This window comes from Rhizobium tumorigenes (assembly GCF_003240565.2).
Taxonomy (GTDB): Bacteria; Pseudomonadota; Alphaproteobacteria; order Rhizobiales; family Rhizobiaceae; genus Rhizobium; species Rhizobium tumorigenes.
In genome coordinates, this window is record NZ_CP117257.1 from 80,020 (window position 1) to 103,403 (window position 23,384).

Genomic DNA, 23,384 nt, shown 5'->3' on the forward strand with positions numbered 1-23,384 from the left:
TGGATGGAGCCTCACATGTCGGATCTCAGCCTCGCACAAAACCACGCATTCGATCTTGCCCGGACCCTGATGGTCCCGGTCACCCTCTTCGAAATCGATGGTGAGATCGGCGTCATGATTTCCGCCGAGTATGACGGCGACGAAGACGCCATCATCAATATCTATGATCCCTTTGCCTATGGATCGGCTCATTGAGCCGATCACCCTTCGGGGAAGCGCGTGCCGCTCGCGCTGTTGCCCGCGCAAGGGAGGCTTAGCCGCGATCTTTCCCGGCAGATCTGCACATTGCGAACCGCGCCCTTGCGCGCTTCCATCTTCGCGGCCTGGGCGCTGCTACTCCGAACAGTCAGGAAAGCTAAAGGAAGTGAAATGGAGAAAAATGACATTGAGGAACTGCGTACCCGGGTGGGCTGCGGAGCCGTCCTTGAGCGTGAGGGCTTCGCGATAGACCGAAAAGAGAGCACACGCCGGGCGGTCAAATTCCGGCGCGACGACGACATCATCATCGTGATCCACGACGACAGGGGCTGGTTCGACGCCCGTTCGGATGCCAAGGGCGATGTTTTCGCGCTCGCAAGCTATCTCCGTGGGATCGGCTTTGCCGAGGCCTTGGCGGTGGTCGGCGATCTCGTCGCGTTTCAGCCAACCGCACCGACCTGGGAGAAGCCTCTCCGTCAAACGCAAACAGGGGCTTCCGTCGCTGACCGCTGGAACCACAGAAAACGGCCGTGGCGCGCATCGGCAACGTGGAGCTACCTTCGACAGAGCCGGGCGCTGCCACGGCAAGTCATCTCTGCGGCAGTCGCGGCAGACCTTCTTCGGGAGGGCCCCTATGGCTCGATGTGGGCAAAGCATGTCGATGAGGCTGGCGCCGTCATTGGCTGGGAAGAGCGCGGCCCGGACTGGCGCGGGTTTTCCACCGGCGGCGCCAAGGCCCTCTTCCGGTTTGGAAAGGTGGATGCCCGTCGGATCTGCGTCACAGAGGCGGCGATCGATGCGCTCAGCCTGGCCGCGATCGAGCAGACACGATCCGACACGCTCTACGTCAGCACCGGTGGCGGCTGGTCGCCGCGGACCGCTCAGGCGTTGGAGATCCTGGCTTCCGGGAAAGGCGCGTGGCTGGTGGCCGCGACCGACAACAACGTCCAGGGAGAAATATTTGCCGATCGTCTGCGCCAGATGGCAGATCGCGCCGGTTGCGATTTCTCGCGGCTGAGGCCGCAATGTGAAGACTGGAATGAGGAATTGAAGAAGAGGAGGGAGAGAGGAGAGCTGCCGCATACGCGGCCAGCGCATCAAGGGTTAAGCTGCCGCCCGCCTGACGGCGGCCCTTGACCCGCTGCCCGCGAGGCGCCGGCTGAGGAGGGGTGATCAAAGGACTGAACAGAGAGGTCGATCAGGCTTCGCGTCAGTCGCAACCCCGAAGGAGCCGCAGATGTTCGTTTCACCAGCAATTCGTAAAGTGTTAGAAGGCGTCGCCAGCGGCCACGAAATGTACGCCTTGTTCAATCGCCATAGCCAGTCGCCGTTCGACGATGACAGGATGAACGGCACGCGATATGTCGGCGAGTGGTTTGAGATATCCGAAGCCGACCACGACCACATGTTCGAGATCCTCCCTCCGCTGTTTTACCGTGGCGACATGTTCGCCATGCGCGAGTTTCTGGCCGCCAGCGTCACCAGCGTCTTTTTCGAGCTGACGATTGATGATCGGTCCCGATGGTTTCACGGCTATTGCGACCTGGGCGATCGTCAGTCACCAGACCGCATGCGTGCCGAGATCATCACTCGCGAATCCCGGCCGGTGCGTGCCATGAACCGACAGGAAAAGCTCGATCATATCTGGAGCGCGACCGGTCCGGATTTCCGTGGTTATGCCGACCAAAGATTTCCAGCCGATCTGCGCAATCGCCAGATCGTGCTCGTCTATCCCTCAGCTCACGGCAAAATCTGGAAGCTGCTTGACGATCTGACTGACGAGGAGATCGCAGCCAAACTGCCGGTGCAGTTCCGTCTTTTGCCGGAAACCATCGCTGCCTGAAGGCGGCGTTCATTTCCAACCTTCCACCATCAGCAGCCCGATAACACCCGCTTCTTCCCGCGAGGGTGTCTCGGCGCGCCCACTCACAGGAGTTTTCCAATGGCGCATGACGATCCTTTCACCATCGACCTATTCGGCAGTACAGCTCTCGCATCCGGTTTCGATCTCGGTATGCCGGCTTTCGCAGCAGACTTCGGGACCGAACACGACGATGACCCCCCGCCATCGACGCCGGCGCCAGCCGCTCCGATCCACAAAGAACCGAAAACCACGCCGCAGATGCGGGCGAAAGTGGATTTCAGGCTGCAGAGTTCTCGCGGTCTCGCCAAAACCTGGCGCGACCGGGCCCGCGATAATATCGCCGCCATCTTGTTGGCAAATGAGATCGAACGTCAGGGCCTGCCGGCCCGACCTGACCAGCAGGCCAGGTTGATCAAGTTCACCGGCTTCGGCGCTTCGGATCTGGCCAACGGCATATTCCGGCGTCCGGGCGATGACGCTTTCCGCAAAGGTTGGGAAGAGCTCGGCGGCAATCTCGAAAGTGCTGTTGCGCCGGGCGATTACGCGTCTCTGGCGCGCTGCACCCAATATGCCCATTTCACGCCCGAGTTTATCGTCCGTGCCATCTGGTCAGGTTTGATCCGCATGGGGTTCGATGGTGGACGGATCCTGGATCCGGGTATCGGCACGGGCATGTTTCCGGCGCTGATGCCGGATGCTCTCTCCGAGGCCAGCCATGTTACCGGCGTCGAGCTTGATCCAGTCACCGCCCGTATCGTCCGGCTGCTGCTGCCGCGGGCCAGAATCGTCTGCGACGATTTCGCCCGCACCGATCTGCCCGACCATTTCGATCTCGCCATCGGCAACCCGCCGTTCTCGGATCGTACTGTCAAAAGCGATCCGGCCTTTCGGGGGCTCGGCTTCCGGTTGCACGACTATTTCATCGCCAAGTCCATCCATCGGCTGAAGCCTGGCGGGCTTGCCGCCTTTGTGACCTCGTCCGGCACGATGGACAAGGCTGATGCCCGTGCCCGTGAGCACATCGCCGGCATGGCCGATCTCGTTGGCGCGATCCGCCTTCCCGAAGGCAGTTTCCGCGCTGACGCCGGCACGGATGTTGTCGTCGATATCCTCTTTTTCCGGAAGCGCCGCGCCGACGAGCCGGCTGGAGACAACACTTGGCTCGATCTTGCGGATGCGTCGGTGGCAGGCGAGGGCGGTAGCGACCGTATCAACAGGTGGTTCGTTGATCATCCCGACATGGTGCTGGGACGGCATGCGATCACGTCAGGTCCATTCGGCGAAGCCTACACATGCCTCCCGATCGGTGATGATCTTGAAACGAACCTGAACGCCACAATCAGTCAGCTACCAGCCGATGTCTATGACGGTAGGGCTTCCACAATCGACTTCGCCCTTGAGGACGAAGTCGCGGAAGCCATGGCAGAGCGCCCGGATGATCCACAGGTTCGCGAGGGCAGCTATTTCATCGGCGAGGCCACGGCGCTGACGCAGGTGGTCGACGGGATCGCCGTTCCGGTTGAGGTCAGGAAAGGTCGCAGCACTGACGGCATCTTCGCCAAGCACGCCCTGATCATCCGGAAGCTGATCCCGATCCGGGACGCGGTCCGGCTCATCCTCAAGCTTCAGGAACACGATCAGCCCTGGCAAACGGCGCAGGTCTCATTGCGCATCGCCTGGTCGAGTTTCGTGCGCGAATTCGGCCCGATCAACTTCACCTCCGTCTCGACATCGGAGGATCCGGAAACCGGTGAGGTCAGGGAGGTCCATCGCCGGCCAAACATCGCTCCTTTCCTCGATGATCCCGATTGCTGGCTGGTCGCCTCGATCGAGGACTACGCCCTGGAAACCAACACCGCCAAACCCGGCCCAATCTTTACCGACCGCGTCATCGCGCCGCCCCCGGCTCCAGTGATCACATCGGCATCAGATGCCCTCGCCGTGGTTTTGAACGAACGCGGTCATGTCGATCCCGATCATATCGCCGAGTTGCTGCACCGTGACGTGGAGGATGTTATCGGCGAGCTGGCCGAAGCCATCTTCCGCGATCCGTCCAATGGCTCCTGGCAGATGGCTGATGCCTATCTATCCGGTCCAGTCCGGTCGAAGCTGGTAACCGCACGCGCGGCCGCGGACCTTGATCCCGCATTTGCGCGCAATGTTGCGGCGCTTGAGCGCGTCCAGCCGGCCGATCTCAGGCCCTCGGATATCACTGCACGCCTTGGCGCACCGTGGATCCCCGCCGATGACGTTGTCGCCTTCGTCCGGCAGACCATGGATGCCGAGATCTCCATCCATCATCTGCCGGAACTGGCGACCTGGACGGTCAATGCGCGGCAGCTGGAATGGTCGGCAGCCGGCACGACGGAATGGGGCACCCATCGCCGCCATGCCGGCCAGCTTCTCTCCGACGCCCTGAACTCGTCCATACCGCAGATCTTCGACACCGTCCGCGACGGCGAGACCGAGCGTCGGGTGCTCAACACCGTTGAGACCGAAGCCGCCAAGGAAAAGCTCGCCAAGATCAAGACGGCCTTCCAGTCGTGGATCTGGTCCGATCCGGATCGCACCGACCGACTGGCGCGGGTCTATAACGACACTTTCAACAACATCGCGCCGCGAACCTTCAATGGCGATCATTTGCAGCTGCCCGGCGCCTCTGGCGCCTTTTCTCTTTATGGGCACCAGAAACGCGGGATCTGGCGGGTTATTTCGGCAGGTAGCACCTATCTCGCTCATGCCGTTGGTGCCGGCAAGACGCTGACCATGGCTGCCGCCATCATGGAACAGCGCCGGCTCGGCCTGATCAACAAGGCGATGCTGGTCGTGCCGGGCCATTGCCTGGCGCAGGCTGCCCGTGAGTTTTTGGCGCTCTATCCAAACGCCCGCATCCTGGTCGCGGACGAGACCAACTTCGTCAGGGAGAAGCGCCATCGCTTCCTGTCGCGGGCGGCGACCGCCAAATGGGATGCCATCATCATCACCCATTCGGCGTTTCGGTTCATCGCGGTGCCATCGGCCTTCGAGGCGCAGATGATCCAGGATGAGCTTGAACTCTACGAAGAGCTGCTCACCAAGGTCGAACGCGACGACCGGCTGTCGCGCAAGCGCATCGAACGCATGAAGGAGGGTCACAAGGAACGGCTCGAGGCGCTCGCCACCCGCAAGGACGACCTGCTGACCATCTCCGAGCTTGGCATCGACCAGATCATCGTCGATGAGGCGCAGGAGTTCCGTAAGTTGTCGTTCGCCACCAACATGTCGACGCTGCGCGGTGTCGATCCGAACGGCTCACAGCGGGCCTGGGACCTGTTCGTCAAATCCCGCTTTATCGAGACAAAGAACCGGGGCAGGGCGCTGGTGCTTGCCTCGGGCACCCCGATCACCAATACGCTCGGCGAGATGTTCTCCGTACAGCGGATGATGGATCCGGCAGCATTGTCGGAACGTGGTCTGCACGAGTTCGACGCATGGGCCTCGACCTTCGGCGACACCTCGACCGAACTCGAACTGCAGCCGTCGGGCAAATACAAGCCGGTCACGCGCTTCAGCCAGTTCGTCAACGTGCCGGAACTGATTGCCATGTTCCGGTCGTTCGCCGACGTTGTGCTGCCGGTCGATCTGAAAACCTATGTGAAAGTGCCGGAGGTCTCCGGCGGCAAGCGCCAGATCGTCACCGCCGAGCCGACGGCCGCTTTCAAGTCCTACCAGAAACAGCTGGACGCGCGGATCAAGGCGATCGAGATGCGCGATGGCCCGGCCAAGCCCGGCGACGACATCCTGCTCTCGGTCATCACCGACGGCCGCCATGCGGCGATCGATCTGCGCTTGGTCGATCAGGCGATGGGCAACGAGGCTGCCAACAAGCTCAACGCGCTTGTCACCAATGCTCACCGAATCTGGCAGGAAACGGGAGCGGCAGAGTATCGTCGCAAGGACGGCAAGCCGTTTGACCGACCTGGCGCGGGGCAGCTGATCTTTTCTGATCTTGGCACGATCAATGTGGAGGCCACGCGGGGCTTCTCTGCCTATCGCTGGATCCGCGATGAGCTCGTCCGCCTTGGCGTGCCGGCCTCCGAAATCGCTTTCATGCAGGATTACAAGAAGTCGGATGCCAAGCAGCGCCTGTTCAACGACTTCAATGCCGGCAAGGTTCGCGTACTCATCGGCTCGTCGGAAACCATGGGCACCGGTGTCAATGTCCAGGCACGGTTGAAGGCGCTCCATCACCTTGATGTACCGTGGCTCCCATCGCAAATCGAACAACGCGAAGGCCGTATTATCCGCCAGGGCAACCAGCATGAAGAAGTCGATGTCTTTGCCTATGCCACGCTCGGCAGTCTCGATGCCACCATGTGGCAGAACAACGAGCGCAAGGCCCGCTTTATTGCGGCGGCCCTGTCCGGCGACACCAGCGTTCGGCGTCTTGAGGATATGGGTGAGGGATAGGCCAACCAATTCGCCATGGCCAAGGCCATCGCATCCGGCGACGAGCGGCTGATGCAGAAGGCCGGGCTTGAGGCCGAGATTGCACGGCTGGATCGACTACGTGCCGCGCATATCGACGATCAACACGCGATCCGGCGGCAGATCCGTGATGCCGAACGGGATATCGACTTCTCCAGCCGCCGGATTGAGGATGTGGGCAAGGATATCGAGCGGCTGGTCCCGACATCTGGCGACGCCTTTGTCATGCAAGTTGGTGAAGAAACATTCGACGAGCGCAAATTCGCTGGCCGCGCGCTGATGAAAGAGATTCTGACGCTGGTTCAGCTTCAGGAGGAGAAAGTGGTGATCATTGCCACGATCGGCGGCTTCGATCTCGCCTATCATGGCGAGAGGTTTGGCAAGGACGGCTACTGCTACGAGACACTCCTTCGCCGCACCGGTGGCGACTACGAGATCGATCTTCCAGTGACTACGACGCCGATCGGGGCCATCTCCCGCCTAGAGCATGCTCTAGGCGGGTTTGAACAGGAGCGTGAGAGCCATCGCAATCGGCTCATCGATGCGAAACGGCGTCTCGCCTCCTATACGCCGCGTTTGGGAGAGAGCTTCTCATTCGAAGCTGAGCTTGAACTCAAGCTGAGCCATCTGGACGAGATCGAAAGGGATCTGGCGGCAACCGCCGATGAACCAGAGGAGGATCGCCAGGAAGCCGCATAAAAAACGGCATATTCACTGTCACTTGAAACGGGGTCGGACCATACACATCTATCGGTCATCACCCGTTTTCGATGGTTTCCTGCAGTGGCGATAGCCGCGCGTTTGTAACTGTCCGGGTTGGAAGGACCCTCCCCGAAAGGGTCGAGCGCCCTTTCGTTTTTGAGCCCTTGAGCGTGCTATTCTCCGAGTTTGTAGATCGCGGCATTGTCCTGCACATCTCGCAAGCCCTTATACGAGCCATGCCGTAACTTGCCATCGTCGGTCCAGGCTCGATATTCGATCTCGGCAATCAGTGTCGGTTGAACGAAGACGACCCCCTTTTTATCGACCGCAACCGACGCACGCTTGGTCGTCAGCGTGTCCAGCATCCGGCGCAGTTCGAGTGCATCTCTCTCTTTGAAGCCAGTCCCGACCGACCCGACATAGACGAACGCGTCGCCCTGATATGCCGCGAGCAGCAGGCTGCCGATCCCGCCGCGTGCTAGAGCGGACGGCTCGTATCCGACAATCACAAAGCTCTCGCTCTGGATGCATTTGATCTTCTGCCAGTCCCCAAGCCGGCCCGAGCGGTAGGTGCTGTCGCGGTGCTTGGCAATGATGCCTTCCAGGCCGTGCTCGCGCGCGGCCGCCAGAAGTGTCGCGCCATCGGCTTCGAGCGCCTCGGAGATGCGGATTACTCCCTCGCTTTCGCCGATCAGGTCTTCCAGCAGGTGACGACGTCCGGACAACTCCATCTTGGTCAGGTCATGACCGTCGAAATACAACAGGTCGAATGCGTAAAGGATGGCATCGTCTGACGCTTGTCTGCCTCCGCGTCCGCCCAGTGACCGTTGCAGCGCCCCAAAATCCGAACGTCCCGCTGCATCGAGCACGACGGCTTCCCCATCCAGAATGGCGGTCCCGACGCCGAGCGTGCGCGCAGCGGCGGCGATCGCCGGAAACCTGTCGGTCCAGTCATGACCGCCACGTGTGATGATCCGCACCGAGTTTGGTTCGATGTGAACCGCAATACGATAGCCGTCCCATTTGATCTCGTAGATCCAGTCCGGTCCGGACGGCGGCTTTGCTTTCAAGAGCGCCAGGCACGGTTCGATACGGGCTGGCATCGGGTCGAAGGGAAGCTGCGGTTGCGCTGGATCGCGGGGTTTGCGCGGTCGCGAGCGGATTGGAGCGTCCGTCTCCCGCAAAAGCGGCTGAGGTTTTTTGCGCGGCGGCTTTGTCATAGCCAGAGTTCAGCAGCAATTGCTTAAAATCGTGTGACATCATCTGGGAATGGAGAAGGGGAGGAAAAGACGGGGGAGGAAAAGGAGACGGAAACCGGTTCGCAAGGACGGTCCAACGGCTGACGGTTCCCTCAATCGCGCCGGTCGCCGAGACCGGGCCAGCTTGCCTCGCAAGGCAGGTGTGCCTCGCTCTCCCGCAAGCCAGGTCTGCTCCGGCGCAATTGCAGCCGCCGGCCCGTCCTGCGGTTCGGGAGGTGTCTTCGAAAAGAAGATGAGGAGGCAAGGACAGTCCGTCCGCCCGAAGCTCAAGAGGTTATTCCCATGCAGTTGATTACAGCCGATCCGCGCAGCCTGAAGGACAATCCTGACCGGTCGCGCCAGTCGAAATCTTCGCCCCAATCCGACGCGTTGCTTTGCGCATCGATCAAGGCCATCGGCGTTGTGCAGCCTCCGATCGTCAAACTCGATCCAGAAGGTGGAAACAGCTACGTCATCGTCTTCGGCCATCGACGCGCGACACAGGCGATTGCCGCAGATCTCTCGGAAATCCCGCTGCTGCTGGCCGATCCCTCCGACGATCTCGGCGCCATGCAGTCCTTTGCGGAAAACATCGCCCGCGAGCCGTTGAACCCTGTCGATCAGTGGCGCGCCATTGAGCGGCTGGTGGCCCTGGGATGGACCGAAGAGTCGATCGCCATGGCGCTGGCGCTCCCGAGCCGGCAGATCCGCAAGCTGCGGCTGCTCGCCAATATCCTGCCCTCGATGCTCGACCAGATGGCGCGTGGTGATATGCCGAACGAGCAGCAGCTGCGCACGATCGCCGCGGCCGGGCAGGACGAACAGGCGGAGGTGTGGAAAAAGTACAAGCCGAAGAAGCAGGACCCGCAGGTCTCGTGGTGGGAGGTGGCTCGCGCACTGACCACGACCCGGATGCTCGCCAAGCATGCAAGCTTCGGTGACGATCTGGCACGGGCTTACGGCATCACCTGGGTCGAGGACCTGTTTGCACCTGCCGATGAGGACAGCCGCTATACGACAGATGTCGAGGCGTTTCTCGGGGCGCAGCAGGAATGGCTGGCAAACAACCTGCCCAAGCGTGGCTCGGTCATCGAGGCCAACGAATACGGCCAGGCCAAGCTCCCCGCGAAGGCGCAACAGGTCTACGGCAAGCCCGGTAAGGGCGACCTGACCGGCTGGTATATCAACGCGCGCGACGGATCAGTTCAATCGGTTGCCTATCGCATGCCGGAGGCGAAGAAGCCCAAGCTGGTCAAGGAAGCCGATGGTGTCGAAACCGTCGTTGACGAAGTCGAGGTAACCAAGGCGCGGCCCGATGTGACCCAGAAGGGTCTCGACATGATCGGCGATCTGCGGACTGACGCTCTTCACGAGGCGCTCGCCCGTGCGCCGATCGAGGACGACACGCTGATGGCTCTGCTCATACTGGCCTTCACCGGCACAAATGTCAGCATTGCCAGCGGCGCATCGGACAATCCGTATGGTCATGCAAAATGCGGCCCGCATGCTGCTAGGGTGATTGGCGAGGACGGCAAGCTGTCCTTCGATCGCGAGACACTGGTGCAGGCTGCGCGCTCGGTCCTGATCGAAGTCCTGTCTCTGCGGCGCAATCGCTCCGATAGCGGCCTGATCGCCGCATTGCCGGCGACGCCATCGGGGCTGACGAGTTCCTGCCCAATATGGGCACAGAGGAATTCCTCTCATGCCTATCGCGCACTGCGCTGGAAGCTGCGGCGGAAACGGCGGGCGTGCCCGGTCGGATCAAGGTGAAGGATACCCGCACGGCTTTGGTTGAGCATTTTGCCGACGGACGGCTGGTGCATCCGGATGCGTTGCTCGCGCCATCCGCTGAGGAAGTGCGATCGTGGGTCGGACGCTACACCAGCGTTGACAGCGGATTGGGGGATGCCGACGACGTTCCCGATATGCTCGAAGATCAGGTTCCCGGTGGTGACCTCGTGGACGGTTCCGCCCCCGAGGAAGAGACGGACGAGGGTTTCCGCGAGGCTGCCGAATAGCACCAGGCATCAGGATCTGAACCAACGCCGCTGGCTCACGCTGGCGGCGTTTTCGTTTCGAGCAATCAGAAGGAGTTTGTCATGGCAGAGATCCATGATGACATGGCCACAGAAAAAGCGGTGCATGAGGCCGAACTAAGGACATTGGACCGGCCGACGATACGGGCCGGAGCATCGACGCCATGGGGCATGGCACAGGTCTCGCGGCGATATGCCAACGGTATCGTTCTGCATTCGACCGCCGGCCACGGCGGCTTACATCTGGATGAAATTGCAAACGCCGTCGTCCATCCCCTCTATCGTAATGACGACGGATTCTACGAGGAGGATTGTGAATGGGCGAAGATCGCCCACGCCTTTCCGCAGCTGTTCACCGCTTATGAGCGGCGCCTCGCCAATCGCACACTTCGCGACTCTTATCCTGATGCCTACGAGCGCGCCATGGGCGTCACATTGGACGGCAGTCAGTCTCATCTGCGGGATCGGCAGGAATTCGAAAAGCGACATCGCAACGACTGGGTCGTCATCGCGGCCCTCAATTCTGATCACCAACCGGGTTTCGTCGAATGCATCGCGACGCTGGGTGGGATCCGGGTCCAGGTCGGCGAACGACGGTTTCTTGTTCCACGCTCCGACTACGTGATCGGCCGACATGGCTTCGTCATCGATCCACTAAAGCACCAGTCCTATGACGGTCCGTCCAGCTTCGTGACCTGGGCGGCAAGGCAATGACTGTCGCGTTCACAGACAGCAGGGCTCCTCGAAATCAGGTGATCGATTTCTCCGAGCTCTATCGCAGGATCTGGGCACGGCAGCGGGATTATCGCTCCCGGCGGGCTGAGCTGACACGACAAACGAAGGCGCGGTGGAAATGCAAGGCACGGCATGGTCCACCATCGACCACTGCATGCAGATCAACGGAGCCGGGTGAGAGCGGAAAGCCCGGCCAAGGTGAGGGTGCGATAAAGCGTTGATCGACGCGCGGAAGACATGGCACGTGGCAATCGGCTTGCAATGGCGTGTGCTTGGCCCCGAGATTTGTCAGTGCCCCCAGTGAGTGACGCGGCGTTCCCATGGTCGGATCGCTGTGGCGTTGCATCATGCTGTCGTGGACCAGATCGTCGGCCGGCACAGCACCTCGGTTTTGTTGCGGTCTGACATGGGCGCGTCCCGGTCAAAGGCCGCTGGCGCGCCGCGTTGCGGCAGGATCATCGCCTCGTTGCAAGGCAGGCCCGCGTCTGTCGCAGCCCGCAAGTGCGGGCAGCACCATCCGCAAACCATCCTCGCTCCTCCTGGCGATGCCCTGACCTTGGGCCGGGCCGCTGACGCCCATCTCCTTTTGCCCGCACCCGAGGGGCTGAGCCGGACGACAACCGGCACCCCGGGCTTCGCTGAAACATCGCTCATAAAGGATCCGATCATGGCACCGCTCAACCGCTCCACCCAGAAAAACCGACCAGCCAAATCCCAGCGCGCCACCACCCTCGAAATGGTCAGGCACGCCTGCCCCGATACAGCCCAGGCACTGCGCATCTCGGAAAGCTTCGGCCTTGCCCTCATCGACAGCGACGGGATCCGCGACCTCCACCGCGGCCAGTTGATCGAAAGCGCCGATGCCCTGAAGGAGGGCCTTGCCGAGAAGGCCATGCAGATCCACATGCAGCGCATCGTCGGATCCTTCGTCGGATCCGCCTACGGCGCCGGGCAGTTCTACTCCCGCGCGGTCACAGAGGCCCGCGATCTCACCACGAAGCTCTCTAACGATACCAGAGACGAGGACCTCGACGGCCCGGTCGGCTTCGACAGCCGCGCCCAGCGTAAGCGCGAGTTCGCAGCCGACATGGGCCTGCAGGCCCACGTGCTTCGGATGGCAGCCGAAGGTGCCGTCTCGGCTTACGAGGACATCACAGGCGAAACCTGGAAGCCTTACGAGCGCACGATCGAACAGCCCGCGAACTCGGTCGATCAAAAAGCCGCAACTGTCCAGATGGCGGCATTCGAATAGGACGATCGCGGGGCTCCGGCCCCGCCTTCCTCCGGCGTCCGAGCGCTATTGCGACCCGGTTAGGAAAAAAAAGGGCCGACGGAAAACCGCGGCCCATAAAGTGTGAAGGTCATAGACCTCCAGAGGGGAACAGCTGCTGCGGCGGAACTGGGAGAGCCGCCATGTGCATCAGCTGAAGTCTTTGTGCCCGAATTTTCAACACGCTGCACCTAATTTTTGTGCAGTGCAGCTATGCGTTGGGCAATGAGGTGACTCTTCAGGCGCTTTTCAAGTGCTGGCGCTCCTCAGGTGACGTGTGTCAGTTAACACTGTCAAAATGCAGGGTTCACTTGAATGCAAGGGCGCCCGTGTCATCAACTTTTCGCAATTCCGGTCTTGGCAGCGAATGAAGCCAGCCATACTCTCGGGCATGGCCAAATTCTTCCCGACTCTCGAACCGCAACACCATCGCTTCATCGTGGCACAGCACATGTTCTTCACCGCATCGGCAGCGCCGACCGGTCATGTCAACGTGTCTCCGCGCAGCACGGACATGTTTCGTATCCTTGGCGACAACGCGGCGATGTATCTCGACCGCACCGGCAGCGGCAACGAGACCGCTGCCCATCTGGGGATAGACGACCGCCTCACCATCATGTTCTGTGCGGTTTCTGGGCCGCCGCTAATCATGCGGCTTTTCGGCAAGGGCCGCGTCATCCATCGCGACAGCAACGAGTTCGCCAGCCTGCTGCACGAGCGATTCAACGGCAACGCGCCGCTCGGCGCGCGTCAAATGATAAGGCTCGACTTCGATCTCGTGCAGACATCCTGCGGCTACGGCGTGCCCTTGTTCGAATACCAGGAAGAGCGCCCGCAGATGGACGCCTGGGCCAAGGCCAAGGGCGTCGACGGGATCGACGACTACTGGCGGGAAAAGAATCAGGTCAGCCTAGACGGCTTTCCGACCGGCCTTTTCGAAACGCCCGGCGAGCGGTAGCACTGGCTCTCGCGCCAACACCCAACTTATGGACAGTCAATCAACTTTGGAGGCAGTAACCTCCTCGTCCGTGGTCGGTGTAGGTTGCCCGCTGAGTGTCAGCGCCGACACGACACGTGGCCGCTTGAACGACGCTGAGAACCCGCATGGATCTGCCGACGATAAGGTAGAGCGGTTCCCAATAATGTCGATCATCAAGGCCTGGCGCCGCTACCAGCTAAGCGAGGGGCTACAATGCTCCATTCCCGGCAGCCTCCCACATACAGTCGTTGGCTCCGACCATTCGATCCGGGCTGTTGGCGCTACGCACCCGTTCCCATTGGTCACCACCAGAATGATGCCATTTGCCGTAATCCTTGATCCGTCCACTGGCACGTCCACTGCGGTCTCGATGGGGCATGTCTGACCAAAGACCACCTCGCGATGCTCGGCTCGATCGGCATCCGCAACGGCCGGCTCGTTTTCTTCCCCTGTGCGCTGAAGCGCCCATTCCTCGCGAGACAAGAAAGCCTCTCCCTGGCCGTCCTCCACTCCGTTTCGGTCCGTTGGATGCAGGCCGATCGTCCACGGTCCTATCGACTGCCATCGAGGCCGCGATGGACGCGGCCCGAACAACCGAAAAGGATTACGACAATGGCAACCATCGGCTCTTTCACCGCTTCCGGCAACGGCTTCTCCGGCACCATCAAGACCCTCAACCTCAACGTCAAGGCAACCATCCGCGCCGTCGAGCGCACCTCCGAAAAGGGCCCGGACTACCGCATCCTCGCCGGGGCTACGGTAGAATTCGGCGCAGCCTGGAAGAAGACCTCGAACGAAGGTCGCGACTACCTCTCGGTCAAGCTCGACGACCCGAGCTTCCCGGCTCCGATCTACGCAACGCTGATCGAGGTCGAAGGCGAGGAAGGCCTCTCCCTCATCTGGTCCCGGTCGAACCGGGACTGAGATTGGATGCCCCGCCCGCCAAGGCGGGGCTCTCCACGTCAGGGATCACTTGTTCAGTGCATCCTTGAGCGCCTTGGCAGGCGCGAAGGTCAGCTTCTTCGAAGCCGCAACCGTCATCTTCTCCCCGGTCGCGGGATTGCGACCCTCGCGCTCAGGCGATGCCTTCACCTTAAATTTTCCGAAGCCGGGGATCGAGGTTTCAGCGTCGGAGCCTGCGGCATCGGCGATGGCCTGGAAGACGGCCTCGACAATGCCCTTGGCCTGAACCTTCGTCAGGCCGTTATCGGCTGCGATCTTGTCGGCGATTTCATTGGTGGTGGTCATGGAATTCCTCGCATCTTGTTGTCAAAGATAAAATCCGTGTCAGCTTCTGACCGGATTGTCATCGGCGACGATGGGGCCGAGGATCAGATCCGTGGGATGTCCACAGGTCGTTTTGGCCGATAACCCCGTTTGCGCTTCTCGCGAAGCACGTCGAGGAACAGGGTGATGGCTTGTCTCTCGTTGTCAAACAGATGCACCATCTGCTGTCCGCGCGTTCCAATCCGCCCCCAGGCGCGCACCAGCGACACCTCGCCGAACAGTGTCGGCTGAACGGCAAGTGCGTAGAACCGCGCCATGTTCTTTTCCGGCGCGATACGCTCGACATAAAGATGGTAGGGCTGCGTGATCATGCCCGTAGAATCGCGCGTTCGGAATCTGCCGTCCAATGACAGTTTTGAATCGGTCGGGCATCATCGATTCACAATAGTGATCCGCCAGCGCCCGGATCATTCGCACCAGCTCCGGCGCGATCCTTCCCACTTCCGCGCCAGGCCTTCTGCAACGAGTATATCGCCAACCGATCGCCGATCGCGGTAGACGATCCTGGGCTTGCGACCGAAGCGATCTTCATTCCTGGCGGTCGTCTTGAGCGAGATTGGACCCGAATTGAGGATCTCGAGCAGACGTTGTTTCGCCGCAAGACCTCGCTCGCGTTCGCGCTGGCATCTCGGCGGGCTGAGCTCCGGCGTGTCGATGTCGGCGATCCTGATCTTTTCCCCTCGAAACCAGAACGTGTCGCCGTCTACCACGCAGGTGATACGTTGCCCGCTTCCGCAGACAGAGAAGGCTTCGCTCGCGCTGCTTGAAAGCTGGGCTGAGGCAACAGATGCGAGGAAGCCAATGGCTGAGGGGGAGAGGCTGGCAATTGCCGTAAAAAGTCTCAAGTCATGTGGCCTCTGTGCCTGTCGTCGGAGCGGTCTCATAATTCTTAACCCCTTCCGTGATTTGCTTGTGAAACCGGTTTTCTCCGACGGACGCGCTCATGTCCTCACGTCTGAACCAAATCGCGCGTCCACATCTGAGCGGCGGATTGCCTGAGGTGAAGACGATCTGCTCGTCAGCGCGCATGCGCAACACCTCATGCGGCAGGATCAGCGGCCGGCGGCTAAGCTGCCGCGAGCGTGAGCGCGACGATCCCTTCATCCCTGACGAGCGGTTTGTCTGGTCGACCTCGACCGTCGTATCGCCGCAGCGTTTCGAGATATAGTCGGCAGTATCAGGATCGTTGATCGCGGCAAATGATATCCACGAAGCGGATTCGAACCATTTGCTCGTAGCGTCCCGCCCGCCATAAGCCTCGCGCATCTGGCCGATGGACTGAAAGATCATCGTCAGCGTAATGCCGTATTTGCGCCCGGCGTCGCGGGCGGTCTCTAAGATGCGCAGATAGCCGAGCCTGGCGACTTCGTCGAGCAGGAAGAGCGCGCGACCTTTCACATCGCCGTTCCGATTGTAGATGGCATTGAGCAGCGATCCGATAACCACGCGTGCCAGTCCCGGATGGGCTTCGAGGACCTTCAGATCGAGCGTAATAAAGATGTCTGTCCCGCCATCGGCAAGATCGTCCGTCGAGAAACTGTCACCCGAGACGAGGGCGGCGTAGTTCGGATAGGACAGCCAGTGGGTTTCTTTCACCGCATTCGCGTACACGCCGGAAAACGTCTCAGGCGTCATGTTGACGAAGACCGAGACGTTCTCCTTCACGAAGTCCGATTCCGACTGCTCGTAGATTTTTGTCAGGCGCGCCCGCAGCTGTGGTTCAGGCTCCGAAAGGTTCTTACGCACACGGCGCAGCGTCTGGTCTTCCTCCTCGGTGTGACCGGACAGACAGACGTCGGCGATCAGGGCCGTCAGAAGCTGCATCGCCGATGCCCGGAAGAAGTCGTCGCGGGCAGACGCCGATCGCGGATTGTCGGTCATAATCCAGGTCGCGACGGCGACGATGTCCTCTTCTTTCGTGCTGCCATGTTGCCCGATCCAGTCGAGCGCGTTGAAACCGACGCCTGACGCCGAGGGATCGAGAATGATCACCTTTCGGCCAGCCTTGCGGCGATGCTCCGATACCATCGGCGCGACCTCGCTGGATGGATCGAGGACAACGAGACCGCCACCCCACTTGAGCGCGGTCGGGACCGTTACCGACGTCGTCTTGAAACCGCCGGAGCCGGCGAAGACGATGCCATGCGAGGAGCCGAATGAGCCGTCGAAGCATAGGAGCGGGCTTTTGCCGCCCGCTCCCCAGGTCGACGGATCATCGGCGCGGAACGACACCGCCGCAACGCTATCGCGATCGACACGATACCGTTCACCGACGACGATGCCACCGGGATCGGGGAAAAGTTTTGCGGCCTCCTGCACTTTCATCCAGTCGGCCTCGCCATGCACCGCTCGCTTTCCCCCGATCCGCCGTGGTGCGGCTTTGGCAAAGGCGGCGTTCCCCTTCATCGCGACGCGCAGTGCGAAGACGCCGGCGAGGAACATTGTCGATGCGCCAAGCATCGTTGCGGGGTCCGCATATCCGAGCACGGATTGTCCTTTCGGGATGTCGCCAGCGATCCCGGCGAGACGAACCCCCTCACGTAGCACCGCGATGAGGATTGCCACACCATTTCCGCTGACGATCCCCCATCCTGCCGCCTTAATAGCCGCTGTCCCGTTCGCCGCGAACAGAAAGATCGTGCCGATAGCAGCCGCGGTCGCATAGGGCAGCGCGAGGCTGATCCGCCCGAGCATCAGCTTGGCCTGCGCGGTTTTCCCAAACGCGGCCAGCCAGTGTTCGATCCCCGGCATAAAAACCACCACGGCGATCATCGTTGTGGCCGGGATTGCAGCTAGGAACAGTCTACTCGCCCTCACGACCGAACGCCTCCGCGCCTATCGCCGTGAGGCGCGATTTCTCCGCATCGTTGCCCTTGAGGCGACGACTGGCATCGATCAGCAGGCCGAGCAAAAGTGCCCGCTTCTCGTAGCGCAGTCCTGCCTTGACGATCAGGCCACCGAGTTCGATTTTTTCGCGGGTGTCTTTCTTTCGTGCGTCAGCCGACATTGTGCGGGCCATGCGTTCAAGCCTCACCAAGCCCGCCCGCAGGCGCGCCAGACGCGATCGTGGCCGATGTTTCACCACCGGTGCGACCATCCCCTGAGTTCTTCTTCCCGGTCGCAACTCCTTTGCCTCCGCGAAACCGCCCGGTGATCTCCTCGAACGCCGCCTGTAGTTCGGTCTCCTCGATCTCGATCTCACCGAGACCGGCCTTCAGCGCAATCCGGCCAATGCGTTCGGCCTCGCGTGTTTCCGCCTGTCTCAGCTGATCCTGCAATCTGGCGATTTCTTCCCTGATCTTCGATGATGGTTTCTTCATTCCGGTCGCATCTCCCCTGAAATCTTGGCACCGTCTGTTCCGTTGCAAGATTTCCTCAAAAGCACTTCCGAAGGAATGTGCAGATCTGCACGTCGGCAAAGCCGACACTTTGGAGGATGATCCCGCCGTTCCGAAGGAGCGGATCCAAGGGCGCAATTATACGTCGCTGACGCGACGTGCTCGCCCGCGGCCCTGGCGGGGCCGTCGTAGGGTTGCCGCTCAAACTGGGTGCTCCTTGGGAACGAGGTTCGAATCGGGAGTGTTTTACGCCGTGGCCATCGCCCATTTCTCAGCCAGCATCGTGAGCCGCGGCGGCGGCCGCAGCGTGGTGCTGTCTGCTGCCTACCGGCACTGCGCGAAGATGGAATATGAACGCGAGGCTCGTACCATCGATTACACCCGCAAACAGGGGCTGCTTCATGAGGAGTTTGTACTTCCTGCGGATGCTCCGAAATGGGTGCGGGCGCTGATCGCCGATCGCTCGGTATCGGGAGCTGTCGAAGCCTTCTGGAACAAGGTCGAGGCTTTCGAAAAGCGCTCCGATGCGCAGCTTGCCCGGGACCTGACAATCGCTCTTCCGCTGGAGCTCACCCCGGAGCAGAACATCGCGTTAGTTCGCGACTTCGTGGAAAAACACATCCACGCCAAGGGCATGGTTGCCGATTGGGTCTACCACGACAATCCAGGCAATCCGCACATCCATCTGATGACGACATTGCGCCCGCTGACCGAGGAGGGGTTCGGATCGAAGAAGGTTGCGGTCAATGGCGAGGATGGCCAGCCGGTCCGCACGAAGTCCGGCAAAATCCTCTATGAGCTCTGGGCCGGATCGACGGATGACTTCAATTCCTTACGCGATGGATGGTTCGAGCGGCTGAACCATCACCTGGCGCTCGGCGGCATCGATCACCGTATCGACGGCCGTTCCTACGAGAGGCAGGGTATCGAGCTCGAACCGACGATCCATCTCGGCGTTGGCGCCAAGGCGATCGAGCGCAAGGCGCAGGAGCAGGGCGTCCGGCCAGAGCTTGAGCGCATCGAATTGAACGAAGAGCGGCGGAGCGAGAATGCCCGCCGTATTCTTCGCAATCCGGGCATCGTGGTTGACCTGATCACCCGCGAGAAGAGCGTCTTCGATGAGCGCGATGTCGCCAAGGTTCTGCATCGTTATGTCGATGACCCGACTGTCTTCCAGCAACTGATGTTACGCATCATCCTGAATCCAGAGGTTCTCCGGCTGCAGCGCGACACGATCGACTTTTCCACCGGGGAGAAGATGCCTGCCCGTTATTCGACCCGGGCGATGATCCGGCTGGAAGCGACGATGGTGCGACAGGCGTTATGGCTGTCGAACCGGGATGGTCATGATGTCTCCGATGCTGCTCTCGACGCAACGGTCCGGCGCCATGCGCAGCTGTCTGACGAGCAGAAAACCGCGATCGAGCGGATCGCCGGTCCCGCCCGGATCGCGGCCGTGGTTGGACGCGCCGGCGCCGGCAAAACCACGATGATGAAGTCTGCCCGCGAGGCGTGGGAACTGGCTGGATATCGTGTGGTTGGCGGAGCGCTTGCCGGCAAGGCGGCGGAGGGGCTGGAAAAGGAAGCCGGGATCCAGAGCCGCACGCTTGCGTCGTGGGAACTGCGCTGGAACCGTGGCCGTGACGTTCTCAATGAGAAGACAGTCTTCGTCATGGACGAGGCGGGCATGGTCGCATCAAAACAGATGGCGGGCTTTGTCGATGCCGTGGTCAGGTCCGGTGCCAAGATCGTCCTGGTCGGCGATCCCGAACAGCTCCAGCCGATCGAGGCGGGGGCTGCCTTCCGCGCCATCGTCGACCGCATCGGCTATGCCGAACTCGAGACGATCTATCGCCAGCGCGAAGACTGGATGCGTAAAGCGTCGCTTGATCTGGCGCGGGGGAATGTCGAAAGGGCGCTGGCCGCCTACAATTCAAATGCCAGGATTACCGGCGAGCGTTTGAAGGCGGAAGCAGTCGAGAGCCTGATCGCTGACTGGAACCATAGCTACGATCCGGCGAAGACCGCGCTCATCCTCGCGCATCTGCGCCGCGATGTCCGCATGCTGAACGTCATGGCCCGCGAAAAACTGGTCGAGCGCGGCATTGTGGGTGATGGCCACGTCTTCAAGACGGCTGACGGTATTCGCCAGTTCGATGCAGGCGACCAGATCGTCTTCTTGAAGAACGAGACCTCGCTCGGCGTCAAGAACGGCATGATCGCTCATGTCACTGAGGCCGCACCGAACAGGATCGTTGCTGTCGTCGGAGAAGGTGATCAGCGCCGGCAGGTCATCGTCGAGCAACGCTTTTACAGCAATCTCGATCATGGTTACGCCACCACGATCCATAAAAGCCAAGGCGCGACCGTCGACCGCGTGAAGGTGTTGGCAAGTCTCTCGCTGGACCGGCATCTGACCTATGTGGCGATGACCCGCCATCGCGAGGATCTGCAGCTTTATTATGGGACGCGATCCTTCGCCTTTAACGGCGGCCTGGCCAAGGTACTCTCCCGAAAAAATGCTAAGGAGACCACGCTCGATTACGAGCGCGGAAAGCTTTACCGCGAGGCGCTGCGGTTTGCGGAAAGTCGCGGGCTCAACATCATCCAGGTGGCCCGCACACTTGTCCGCGACCGGCTTGACTGGACGCTGCGCCAAAAGACGAAATTGGTCGATCTCGGCCAGCGCCTTGCAGACTTTGCAGAGCGTCTCGGTCTGCACCACCCCTTAAAAACCCAAACGATGGAGGCCGTGCCCATGGTCGCAGGCATCAAGACATTTTCCGGTTCCGTTGAAGACACTGTAGAGAACAAGCTCGACACCGATCCAGCCCTCAGACGACAATGGGAAGAGGTTTCGACCCGTTTTGCCTACGTCTTTGCCGATCCCGAGGCCGCCTTCCGGGCGATGAACTTCGATGCGGTGCTAGAGGATAAGGAAACGGCCAAACTGGCGCTTCAGACGCTGACGACCGCCCCGGCGTCGATCGGACCGCTAAGGGGCAAGACCGGCATTCTTGCCAGCAAGACTGAGCGCGAGGACCGCCGTGTCGCAGACCTCAATGTTCCGGCCTTGAAGCGCGATCTTGAGCAGTATCTGAGGATGCGCGAGACCGCCGCGCAGCGGCTGCGGGCTGACGAGCAGGTATTGCGTCAGCGCGTGTCGATCGACATCCCAGCATTGTCGCCGGCAGCACATCTGGTGCTGGAGCGTGTGCGTGATGCGATCGACCGCAACGATCTGCCGGCGGCCATGGCCTATGCACTCAGTAATCGCGAAACCAAGACTGAGATCGACGGGTTCAACCAGGCCGTCACTGAGCGGTTCGGGGAACGCACACTGCTCACCAATGCCGCGCGTGAACCGTCCGGAAAACTCTTCGACAAACTCTCCGACGGAATGCAGGCAGACCTGAAGGAGCGGCTGAAAGAAGCCTGGCCGGTTATGCGCACGGCTCAGCAGCTTAGTGCTCACGAGCGCACCGTCCAGACCTTGCGGCAGGCCGAAGATTTGCATCTCGCCCAGCGCCAGACTCCGGTGATGAAACAATGAGGCGGCGCGTTCTCCTATTCCTGGCCTGCGTGGGCGGGATGATCGCCGCTCTGGCGGCAATCGCATACTTCGGCGGCTTTCGATTGAACCTGACGCCGAGCGAGCCGCTTGGGCTCTGGCGTATCATGGCCCTGCAGCGTCCGGTCGAGGTCGGCGATCTCGTGTTCATCTGCCCACCGGCGACCGCGTCATTCGAGGAGGCACGGCGCCGCGGCTATGTCAGGAGTGGCCTCTGCCCCAGTGGCTTTGCGCCGCTTATCAAGACAGTCTCGGCACTTCCCGGACAGCATGTCGAAATCGGCGCAAATGTCACTGTCGACGGCAGGCCTCTCGCCTCATCGATCGTTCGCGCGAGCGATGGCGAGGGCAGGCCGATCACACCGTTCAAAACCGGCATCGTGCCCCTGAGAAATCTGTTTCTTCACTCATCCTTTGCGAGCTCCTATGATAGTCGGTATTTTGGACCGGTTCCCGACACGGGCCTTCTCGGCCTGGCGCGGCCGGTCCTCACGTTCGATCCATAACTGGCGGCGACCCTGCCTACTCATCGCGGTATCCGTCGCTTGCGGCTGGACTGCCTGGAGCGGTCATGTCCTGGCCCTTCCGGTCGCTGTGTTGTTTCCGGCGCTATGGGCGATGTCACCGTCGCGGCTAACGGCGGTGCTCGTGTCGGCGGGATATTTTCTCGCTGCCTCGCGAGGGCTGCCGCAGGGCGTCGCCAACTTCTACGCCGCCGATCTCTGGCCCGGCCTTCTGCTTTGGGTGGCCGCTTCGCTCTCCTTTGCCGGTGTGCATGCGGCCCTCTGGAAAGGGCAACCGGAAGGGCAGTCTACGGGGAAAGGTCGACCGGGAATGGGCAGGGCGGCGCGCTATCTGGCGGCGGCGATGCTCATGGGACTGCCGCCCCTCGGCATAACCGGCTGGGCGCATCCGCTCACCGCTACGGGTGTGCTCTTTCCGGGATGGGGATGGTGGGGGCTTGGCGCAATGACAGCCGGCCTCGCGATGATGACATCGCGATATTGGCCGGCTGTCGCCATCGTCCTGGGAGGATTCTGGCTCTGGTCCGCCGCTACTTGGACTTCACCTGATATACCCGAGGGATGGAAGGGCGTCGACCTCGAACAGGGCTCGAGCCTCGGACGAGACGGTTCGCTCGACCATCACCGTGACCTGATCGCAACGGTGCACGCGGCGGCATCGGCGAAAACACGGCTCATCGTTCTTCCCGAAAGTGCACTGGGCTTCTGGACGCCGACCGTCGCGCGGCTCTGGCAGCAAGGTCTGCGAGGCTCGGAGCAAACTGTGATCGCCGGCGCGGCCGTCCTCGATGCCAGCGGTTATGACAATGTCATGGTGGCGATCTCGGCTGGCGGAGACCGTGTCCTCTATCGCGAGCGCATGCCGGTTCCGGTTTCGATGTGGCAGCCGTGGCGGACGTGGGCCGGGCGGGACGGTGGAGCTCGCGCACATTTGTTCGACAATCCTGCCGTCGAGATCGATGGAAACAGGATTGCGCCGCTGATCTGCTACGAGCAGCTCATCCTCTGGCCTGTCCTGCAATCGATGCTGCATTCCCCGATCGCAATCGTCGCCCCGGGCAACGGATGGTGGACGGCGGGAACGTCAATCGTCGCCATTCAAAACGTCAGCGTGATGGCCTGGGCAAAGCTGTTTGGACTGCCCGTCGTCACAGCGTTCAACAGATAAGGAATTG

General features: G+C 61.2%; 19 protein-coding genes and 1 pseudogene. 13 read left to right on the forward strand and 7 right to left on the reverse strand.

Annotation, left to right across the window (positions count from 1 at the left end):
- The first annotated feature begins 15 nt into the window (after positions 1-15).
- From PR017_RS21935 to PR017_RS28540, 5 genes are all read left to right on the forward strand, one after another.
- On the forward strand, positions 16-195 hold the full coding sequence (locus PR017_RS21935) for a hypothetical protein (RefSeq protein WP_111218251.1): 180 nt from the start codon (positions 16-18) through the stop codon (positions 193-195).
- Between the two features lie 174 nt (positions 196-369).
- The gene (locus tag PR017_RS21940; RefSeq protein WP_111218249.1) at positions 370-1,335 is read left to right on the forward strand and encodes a DUF3991 and toprim domain-containing protein; all 966 of its coding nucleotides are present in this window, start codon (positions 370-372) and stop codon (positions 1,333-1,335) included.
- A 100-nt stretch (positions 1,336-1,435) separates the two neighbouring features.
- Positions 1,436-2,041: a DUF1419 domain-containing protein gene (locus PR017_RS21945; protein ID WP_111218247.1), complete on the forward strand. Its 606-nt coding sequence runs from the start codon at positions 1,436-1,438 to the stop codon at positions 2,039-2,041.
- 99 nt (positions 2,042-2,140) lie between these two features.
- Entirely contained in the window at positions 2,141-6,511 is a 4,371-nt protein-coding gene (locus PR017_RS21950) for a helicase-related protein (protein WP_425070051.1), read from the forward strand.
- 15 nt (positions 6,512-6,526) lie between these two features.
- Positions 6,527-7,228 (forward strand): hypothetical protein, encoded by a 702-nt coding sequence (locus tag PR017_RS28540; RefSeq protein WP_425070052.1) that lies wholly within the window; start codon positions 6,527-6,529, stop codon positions 7,226-7,228.
- 176 nt (positions 7,229-7,404) lie between these two features.
- On the opposite strand, the gene ligD is transcribed toward PR017_RS28540, so the two are convergent.
- Entirely contained in the window at positions 7,405-8,451 is a 1,047-nt protein-coding gene (gene ligD, locus PR017_RS21955; RefSeq protein WP_111218245.1) for a non-homologous end-joining DNA ligase, read from the reverse strand.
- 321 nt (positions 8,452-8,772) lie between these two features.
- On the opposite strand from ligD, the pseudogene PR017_RS21960 reads away from it, so the two are divergent.
- The 5 genes and pseudogenes from PR017_RS21960 to PR017_RS21980 all read left to right on the forward strand — a co-directional run bounded on the left by PR017_RS21960 (position 8,773) and on the right by PR017_RS21980 (position 14,413).
- Positions 8,773-10,487, forward strand: a pseudogene (locus PR017_RS21960) (ParB/RepB/Spo0J family partition protein).
- 81 nt (positions 10,488-10,568) lie between these two features.
- Positions 10,569-11,219, forward strand: a complete 651-nt coding sequence (locus PR017_RS21965) for a DUF7007 domain-containing protein (protein WP_111218243.1) — start codon at positions 10,569-10,571, stop codon at positions 11,217-11,219.
- A gap of 688 nt (positions 11,220-11,907) precedes the next feature.
- Positions 11,908-12,492 (forward strand): hypothetical protein, encoded by a 585-nt coding sequence (locus PR017_RS21970; RefSeq protein ID WP_111218312.1) that lies wholly within the window; start codon positions 11,908-11,910, stop codon positions 12,490-12,492.
- 409 nt (positions 12,493-12,901) lie between these two features.
- Positions 12,902-13,468, forward strand: coding sequence for a pyridoxamine 5'-phosphate oxidase family protein (locus tag PR017_RS21975; protein WP_111218310.1), 567 nt, complete (start codon positions 12,902-12,904; stop codon positions 13,466-13,468).
- Between the two features lie 633 nt (positions 13,469-14,101).
- Positions 14,102-14,413, forward strand: coding sequence for a DUF736 domain-containing protein (locus PR017_RS21980; RefSeq protein WP_041699667.1), 312 nt, complete (start codon positions 14,102-14,104; stop codon positions 14,411-14,413).
- A 45-nt stretch (positions 14,414-14,458) separates the two neighbouring features.
- Here the strand turns inward: PR017_RS21980 and PR017_RS21985 are convergent, their stop codons facing one another.
- From PR017_RS21985 to traC, 6 genes are all read right to left on the reverse strand, one after another.
- Positions 14,459-14,737 (reverse strand): HU family DNA-binding protein, encoded by a 279-nt coding sequence (locus PR017_RS21985; RefSeq protein ID WP_012648969.1) that lies wholly within the window; start codon positions 14,735-14,737, stop codon positions 14,459-14,461.
- Between the two features lie 83 nt (positions 14,738-14,820).
- On the reverse strand, positions 14,821-15,087 hold the full coding sequence (locus PR017_RS21990) for a WGR domain-containing protein (RefSeq protein ID WP_111218239.1): 267 nt from the start codon (positions 15,085-15,087) through the stop codon (positions 14,821-14,823).
- A gap of 96 nt (positions 15,088-15,183) precedes the next feature.
- Positions 15,184-15,660 carry a thermonuclease family protein gene (locus PR017_RS21995; protein ID WP_111218237.1) on the reverse strand — a complete coding sequence of 159 codons (477 nt, stop codon included), beginning with the start codon at positions 15,658-15,660 and terminating at the stop codon, positions 15,184-15,186.
- On the reverse strand, positions 15,623-17,548 hold the full coding sequence (traG, locus tag PR017_RS22000; RefSeq protein ID WP_247749458.1) for a Ti-type conjugative transfer system protein TraG: 1,926 nt from the start codon (positions 17,546-17,548) through the stop codon (positions 15,623-15,625). Before traG ends, PR017_RS21995 begins: the two co-directional genes overlap by 38 nt.
- 31 nt (positions 17,549-17,579) lie before the next feature.
- Entirely contained in the window at positions 17,580-17,795 is a 216-nt protein-coding gene (traD, locus tag PR017_RS22005; RefSeq protein ID WP_161959309.1) for a type IV conjugative transfer system coupling protein TraD, read from the reverse strand.
- A gap of 4 nt (positions 17,796-17,799) precedes the next feature.
- Entirely contained in the window at positions 17,800-18,096 is a 297-nt protein-coding gene (gene traC / locus PR017_RS22010) for a conjugal transfer protein TraC (protein ID WP_111218233.1), read from the reverse strand.
- A 271-nt stretch (positions 18,097-18,367) separates the two neighbouring features.
- Here traC and traA point away from each other — a divergent pair, with 271 nt between their 5' ends.
- The 3 genes from traA to PR017_RS22025 are packed head-to-tail and all read left to right on the forward strand — an operon-like array spanning position 18,368 to position 23,377.
- On the forward strand, positions 18,368-21,667 hold the full coding sequence (traA, locus tag PR017_RS22015) for a Ti-type conjugative transfer relaxase TraA (RefSeq protein WP_111218306.1): 3,300 nt from the start codon (positions 18,368-18,370) through the stop codon (positions 21,665-21,667).
- Positions 21,664-22,191 (forward strand): conjugative transfer signal peptidase TraF, encoded by a 528-nt coding sequence (traF, locus tag PR017_RS22020; RefSeq protein ID WP_111218231.1) that lies wholly within the window; start codon positions 21,664-21,666, stop codon positions 22,189-22,191. Before traA ends, traF begins: the two co-directional genes overlap by 4 nt.
- Positions 22,112-23,377 (forward strand): conjugal transfer protein TraB, encoded by a 1,266-nt coding sequence (locus tag PR017_RS22025; protein ID WP_111218230.1) that lies wholly within the window; start codon positions 22,112-22,114, stop codon positions 23,375-23,377. The genes traF and PR017_RS22025 overlap by 80 nt, the downstream gene beginning before the upstream one ends.
- The last annotated feature ends 7 nt before the right edge of the window (positions 23,378-23,384 follow it).